The sequence below is a fragment of the Streptomyces sp. NPDC002690 genome (genome assembly GCF_053592415.1).
The window spans coordinates 1-5,945 of the sequence record NZ_JBSFVR010000426.1 but is presented as its reverse complement, the minus strand read 5'-3'; the positions used below and the strand labels follow the sequence as shown (position 1 = coordinate 5,945).

Annotated in this window: 5 protein-coding genes; 2 read left to right on the top strand and 3 right to left on the bottom strand. The window is 71.0% G+C overall.

Annotated elements, in window-relative coordinates:
* The 3 genes from ACWD3D_RS32405 to ACWD3D_RS32395 all read right to left on the bottom strand — a co-directional run.
* Positions 1–635: GntR family transcriptional regulator (locus ACWD3D_RS32405; protein ID WP_451464304.1), on the bottom strand; the 635-nt coding region annotated here is incomplete at its 3' end.
* 108 nt (positions 636–743) lie between these two features.
* Positions 744–1,730, bottom strand: a complete 987-nt coding sequence (locus ACWD3D_RS32400; protein ID WP_451464303.1) for an acetylxylan esterase — start codon at positions 1,728–1,730, stop codon at positions 744–746.
* A 121-nt stretch (positions 1,731–1,851) separates the two neighbouring features.
* Positions 1,852–2,673 (bottom strand): amidohydrolase family protein, encoded by an 822-nt coding sequence (locus ACWD3D_RS32395; RefSeq protein ID WP_451464302.1) that lies wholly within the window; start codon positions 2,671–2,673, stop codon positions 1,852–1,854.
* Between the two features lie 161 nt (positions 2,674–2,834).
* Between ACWD3D_RS32395 and ACWD3D_RS32390 the strand changes: the two genes are divergently transcribed.
* Together ACWD3D_RS32390 and ACWD3D_RS32385 are read left to right on the top strand one after the other, a co-directional pair.
* Positions 2,835–4,733 carry a hypothetical protein gene (locus tag ACWD3D_RS32390; RefSeq protein WP_451464301.1) on the top strand — a complete coding sequence of 633 codons (1,899 nt, stop codon included), beginning with the start codon at positions 2,835–2,837 and terminating at the stop codon, positions 4,731–4,733.
* Entirely contained in the window at positions 4,730–5,662 is a 933-nt protein-coding gene (locus ACWD3D_RS32385) for an aldo/keto reductase (RefSeq protein ID WP_451464300.1), read from the top strand. The genes ACWD3D_RS32390 and ACWD3D_RS32385 overlap by 4 nt, the downstream gene beginning before the upstream one ends.
* The last annotated feature ends 283 nt before the right edge of the window (positions 5,663–5,945 follow it).

Here is a 5,945-nt window from a genome sequence, read left to right as displayed (position 1 = left end):
CCCCGCCCGACCACATGGCGCTGGGACGGTACGCCCCGGGCGTGAGGCTCGTCGAAGGACGCTCGTCGGAGGACCTCGAAGAGGGGGTCGGAGATGGCCCGCAGAGTGCGCAGGCTCGGCTCGATGACTTCCCACATCCGGGCCAGGAACGGGTTGCCGGCGATCTGGCTGACCACGGTGTGGAACTCGATGTCGGCGTCGCGGAACAGGCTCACGTCGTTCGCGGCGACGGCGTCCCGCATCCGCTCGACCAGCGCGTCGAGCTCACGGAGGTGGTCGTCGGTGAGGTGTTCGGTGGCGAGGCGCGCGGCGAGCCGCTCCAGCGGTTCGCGTACCTGTCGGGCGTACTCGGCGTCCTGTGCGGAGATCTCCACGACGAAGTGGCCGCGGCGCGGGACGTGCATGAGCAGCCCCTCCCGGGCCAGACGTTTGACCGCCTCCCGCACCGGGGCCTGGCTCACCCCCAGCCGCCGGGCGATCTCCGACTCGACGACGCGCTCGCTCGGTGCGAGATCGCCGTCGACGACGGCCTGGCGGAGCAGCTCGTAGACCTGGTCGGAGATCAGGGTCTTGCGGAACCGGTCCTTGTTGGTGGCCAGCGTGGAGACGAATCCAGCCGACACGTTCGATGCCATGAATTCCCAATCCTGCGACGGGGCGAACCAGTTGTGTCATGTTACGCGCTCATCGTCTATCGATGGAATTGCGGTGGGGGCGCACGGAGGCGGAACCCCGGACGAACGTCAGACCGTGAGGTCCAACCGCTTCGCCAGCCAGTCCAGTTTGACCACCTCGTGGGTGGGGCCTCCGCCTTCGTGGTCGTTGAACGGATAGGCGCGTATGTGCTTGTCGGCCTGATCCACCCCGCCTTCGGCGCCGTAGTGGTTGAACGCCGCGTACCCGGTCGAGGGCGGGCAGATGTGGTCCATGAGGCCGACCGAGAACAGGGTCGGCGCGTTCGCCCTGCGGGCCAGGCTGACGCCGTCGAAGTACGCCATCGTGCGGGCGACCGTGGCCGCGTGCTCCCGGTGCAGCTTCACGAACTGGGTGACTTCGGAGTACGGCGGCTTGTCGGTGATCGTGGTGGCGCGCGGGAAGTGGCACAGGAACGGCACGTCCGGCATGACGGCGACGAGGTCGGGGACCAGGCCCGCGGCGGCCAGCGCGATGCCGCCGCCCTGGCTGGTTCCGGTGACCGCGACCCGTGCGGCGTCGACCAAGGGGTGGGTGCGTACGGCGGCGACCGCCCGTACGGCGTCGGTGTAGACCCGTCGGTAGAAGTAGCGGCGCGGGTCGAGCACACCGCGCGTCAGGAAGCCGGGCGACGCGATGTCCCCGGAGGCCGGGTCGGGGTCGGGCGTCTCGGCGCCCTGCCCCCGGGTGTCCATCACGAGGTGCGCGTAGCCCGCACAGGCCCACAGTCGCTTCTCGTGCGGGGCCCCGCGCCCGCTGCCGTATCCCAGGTATTCCACGACGGCCGGCAGCGGGCCGGAGCGGGTGACGGGCAGGTGCAGCCAGCCGCGTACGGGGTGGCCGCCGTATCCGGCGAACGTCACGTCGTACGTGTCGATGGTGGCGAGTCCGTTGTGGACCGGTTCGAACGTCACGGCCGGAGCGAAGTCCCGCTGTCCGGCGAGGGTCTCGCGCCAGAACGCGTCGAAGTCGTCGGGCTCGTCCAGAACCGGGCGGTACCGCTCCAGCTCGTCCAGGGGCAGATCGAACAACGCCATGTCGCATCTCCGCGGTCTTCGGGGCTGGTCTTCGGGGCTGGTCTTCGGGGCTGGGAAATTCCCGGCAGTTTCATCGCCTATCGATCATCGACGGAATCGAATCAGTGCGTCTCGGCGGCTGTCAACCACTCAGTCCGTACACCCGGACGGCGTTGTCGTGCAGAATCCGCCCGCGTTCGCCGTCCGGGAGCCGGTCGAGACCGAGGCAGGAGAGTTCCAGGGACTCGGCGCGACCGCCCCGGGCCAAGCAGATCGGCCAGTCCGATCCGACGAGGCACCGGTCGGGTCCGAGCACGCCCACCACGTGCCTCACCAGCTCCGCGGTCCGCTCCGGCGGTACGCCGTGCTGCTGGGTGAGCAGGCCGGAGATCTTGACGACCACGTTCGGGACCGATGCGGCCCGCTCCAGGTCGCGGTACCACTCCCCCACGTCCTGGCGGAGGTTCGGCGGGTTGCCGAGGTGGTCGACGACCACGGTGAGCCGCGGGTACCGGATGGCCACGCCGGCCGCCGCCCGTAGCGAACCAGAACCCAGGTTGAGCTCCAACGCCACCTCGGCGGCAGCGAGTTCCGGCACCAGCGCGCGGGCGGATTCCGGGCTGTCCGCCCAGCTCGCACCACCCAGCCGCATGGCGTTCGGGCGGGTGTCGCCCAGGTCGCGCAGCAGGGCGCGAAAGCGCCGGGGGCCGTCGTCGCCGTGGACGTGCAGATTTCCCACGTACCCCGCGACGAGGTCGGGGCGGCTCGTCCGCCACGCGCGCAGGGCGAGCGTCTCGCCGACGTCACCGCGGGACCCCTCGACCAGGATCGCCGCGGTCGCTGCCGTGTCCGGTCCCGACGCCTCCAGGTCCTCGATGCCGAATGCCCGGTGATGGACGCTCCCCGGACGGATCCACGGGAATCCGCATGCCGGGTCCCACAGGTGTACATGGCAGTCGATCACGGCCGGGTTCCTCCTGATGTGCCGTTCCCGAGTATTGACAGCCCGGCTCGCGCCGGTGAGTCTAACCATCGTCTATCGATGGGCGATTGTGAAGGGCGGATGTTCTCGATGTCCAGGAACCCATGGACCAACGGCTCGAACACGGCTGCGGAGGTGCGACGATGACCGCCACCACGGCGCCCGGCCTCCGGCTCCGGGCGGTCCGCCCTCTCGACGAGGCACCCCGATGGGCCCTGCTCCAGAGGGAGTTGTTCGCCCGCCAGGACGCCGCCTGGCGTCTCTTCGCCGACCGCTACACCGAGGGCGACGGGCGCCTCGTCTTCCGGGACACGCTCGGCGTGGGTCCGGACGGCCGCGACGGCGTGGACGACTTCTACGAGCCGTTCTTCAACTGGCCCACGCTGTATACCCTCGGCGGCAGTGCCGATCTCCTGACCGCGGCGCGGCGGCACTGGAGCGGCGTGTCCGCACAGCTCTCCGAAATGGGCATGCTCCGGGGCGGGTTGGAGCGCGGCTACGACTGGTTCCATCAGGGCGAGGGCCTGCTGCTCTTCTACGGCCTGTGCCTGGCCGACCCCGGCGACCAGCAACTCCGCTCCATGGCCTGTGATTTCGCCGATTTCTACCTCCCCGACGGCCCCAACTACGACCCCGAGCACCGGGTCGTGCGCGCACCGCACAACGGGTCGGGGGGCCCTCGCCCGGGTTTCAGCGACGAAGAGCCGTACTTCCCGTGGAGCCTCGCCCTGCGCCCGTACGGGCTTCCGCTCGACGCGATGGACGATGTGACCTCCTTCGACCAGCTCGCGGCCGACCCCGGGCGCGCCCGCGCCTACGGCCGCGCGATGTGGGACCGGATGGGCCGCGGCGACACGATCGTCAATCTCGCCGCGACGGGGCTGGCCACGAACGCCTTTCTCCTCAGCGGTGAGCAGCGCTACGCGGACTGGGTGGCCGAGTACGTCGGCGTCTGGCGCGAGCGGCTCGACGGACACGACGTCGTCCCCGACAACGCGGGGCTCGACGGCACCGTCGGCGCATACCTGGGCGGCCGTTGGTACGGCGCGCACTACGGCTGGTCCTGGCCGCACGGCCTCTCCCCCGTGGGCAGCGCCACCCTCGTCGGCGCCTCGAACGCGGCCCTGCTGACCGGCGACGCGGCCTACCTCGACCTCGCCCGCAACCCGCTGGACGCCGTACTGCGTCAGGGCGAGCGGCTGGGCGCCGACGACCGGGGCACCCTGGGCGAACGCTGGGACCCGCATCTGCGCGCGATGGACGGCGACCGCACACTGATGGTCCCGCAGCGGCACAACGACTCCGGCTGGTTCGACTTCACCGTAATGCCGGGTCAACTTCCGCTTTCCCTGTGGCACTTCAGCCGCGAAGCCGAGGACCAGGAACGGATCGAGCGACTGCGGGCGGGCGCCGGCTGGGACTGGACGACGGTCCACACCCAACGCATCAAGGACGAGGCCGGCCACGAGGAGCCGTGGTACGAGTTCCTGCAGGGCCGGAACCCGGACTTCCCCGAACGCATGCTGCGCAGCGCCCTCGACTCCTGCGCCGAACGCGTCGAGGCCATCGAGACCGACCAGGTGGACCCTGCGACGGGCCCCGGAATCCTCGACATCCACCACTGGCAGAACCGCAACCCGGTCGTCACGGAGGCCCTGCTGCAACTGACCACCGGCTCGCCCCAGGTTCTCTACAACGGCGGCCTCACCCACATGCATCTGCGCTACTTCGACGCCGTGGGGCAGCGGCCGGGACTTCCCGCGGACACCGCCGCGCTCGTCTCCGACATCCGCCCGGAGCACACCGTCGTGGAACTGGTCAACCTCGGTGACACCGCGCACTCGCTGGTGGTCCAGGCGGGCTCGTTCGCCGAACACGCCGTGCACACGGTGCGGGTCGACGACGGCCCCGTACAGGACGTGGACGGCTCGCGCTGTCGCGTGGACCTGCCCGGTCGTACACGGGTGCGACTGACCTTGACGATGACCCTGCGCGGCGCCCGGCCCACCTGCGACGCGCCGTCCCCGGAGGTGTTCCGATGACCGCCCGGCTTCCTTTCGACATGCCCCGCCTGGGCATCGGAACCGCGCCGCTGGGCGGCCTGTTCGAGGAGGTGACCGAGGCGGACGCGGCAGCCACCCTGAAGGCCGCGGCCCGCGAGGGGATCACGTACTTCGACACGGCACCGCGCTACGGGCACGGCCAGGCCGAGGACAGACTCGGCCGCCTTCTGGCGCCGGCGGGCGTCACGGCACCGCTGATCTCCACGAAGACGGGCTGGCTGCTGCGTCCACGGCCCGACGGCTCACCCGGCGAGGTCGTCCCCGACTGGACGGAGGCCGGTATCCGCGCGTCCCTGGAGTCGAGCCTCGACCGCCTGGGCCTCACCTCGGTGGACATCCTCTACCTGCACGACGCGGACGACTTCCCGCAGGAGGTCCGGCGCACCGCCTACCCGACGCTGCGCCGGCTCCGGGACGAAGGACTGGTACGGGCGATCGGGTTCGGCATGAACCACAGTGCGCCGCTCGCCGCCTACGTGGCGGAGTACGAGGTGGACGTCGTCCTCATCGCGGGCCGGTTCTCGCTCCTGGACCACGAGGCCCTGGAAACGCTGCTGCCTACGTGCGTGAAGACCGGCACCTCGGTCGTCGTCGGCGGAGTGTTCAACACCGGTCTCCTCGCGGACCCCTCCCCCGGCGCGATGTTCAACTACCGCCCGGTCCCCGAGCAGGCCCTGGCCCGCGCGCGGCATTGCCGGGCACTGTGCGCGGAGTACGGAGTGCCACTCGCCGCCGCCGCGATCCAGTTCCCTTCCCTCCATCCGGCCGTCGAGTCCGTGGTCGTCGGCTGCCGGTCGGCCGCCGAAGTCACGGCGAACGCGGCGGCGGCACGTCACCCCGTGCCGGACGCGCTGTGGCGTCGCCTGGCCGAAGCGGGGTTCCTCCCGCCGGAGCTGGTGCCCGGGTAGAAGGCCCGGTGCCGAAGGCCCGTCCTCGGTCCGGGCCGAGTCCGTCGGCCGGGTGCAACCTCACCGGCGGCTCGGGGGCACGTTCCGGAAGCCGCCGCGGAGGCGGCACAGGACGAGGGCGGAGCCCCGGATCGTCTGGGCCCGGCGATCGATGTCCACGCCCGTCAAGGGCGTCGTACGGGCCTGCGTGTCGGCGGTCCCGACGGGCGGTCACCTCGGCACCCTGCCCTACGAGTTGCTGACTGCCGCTCGCGCCGCCGTGGACTTCCTCGCCACCCTCGCG

Excerpts from the sequence above, each read along its gene's own strand:
- ACWD3D_RS32390 (WP_451464301.1), top strand. The coding sequence starts at position 2,835 with ATGACCGCCACCACGGCGCCCGGCCTCCGGCTCCGGGCGGTCCGCCCT.
- ACWD3D_RS32400 (WP_451464303.1), bottom strand. The coding sequence starts at position 1,730 with ATGGCGTTGTTCGATCTGCCCCTGGACGAGCTGGAGCGGTACCGCCCG.
- ACWD3D_RS32385 (WP_451464300.1), top strand. The coding sequence starts at position 4,730 with ATGACCGCCCGGCTTCCTTTCGACATGCCCCGCCTGGGCATCGGAACC.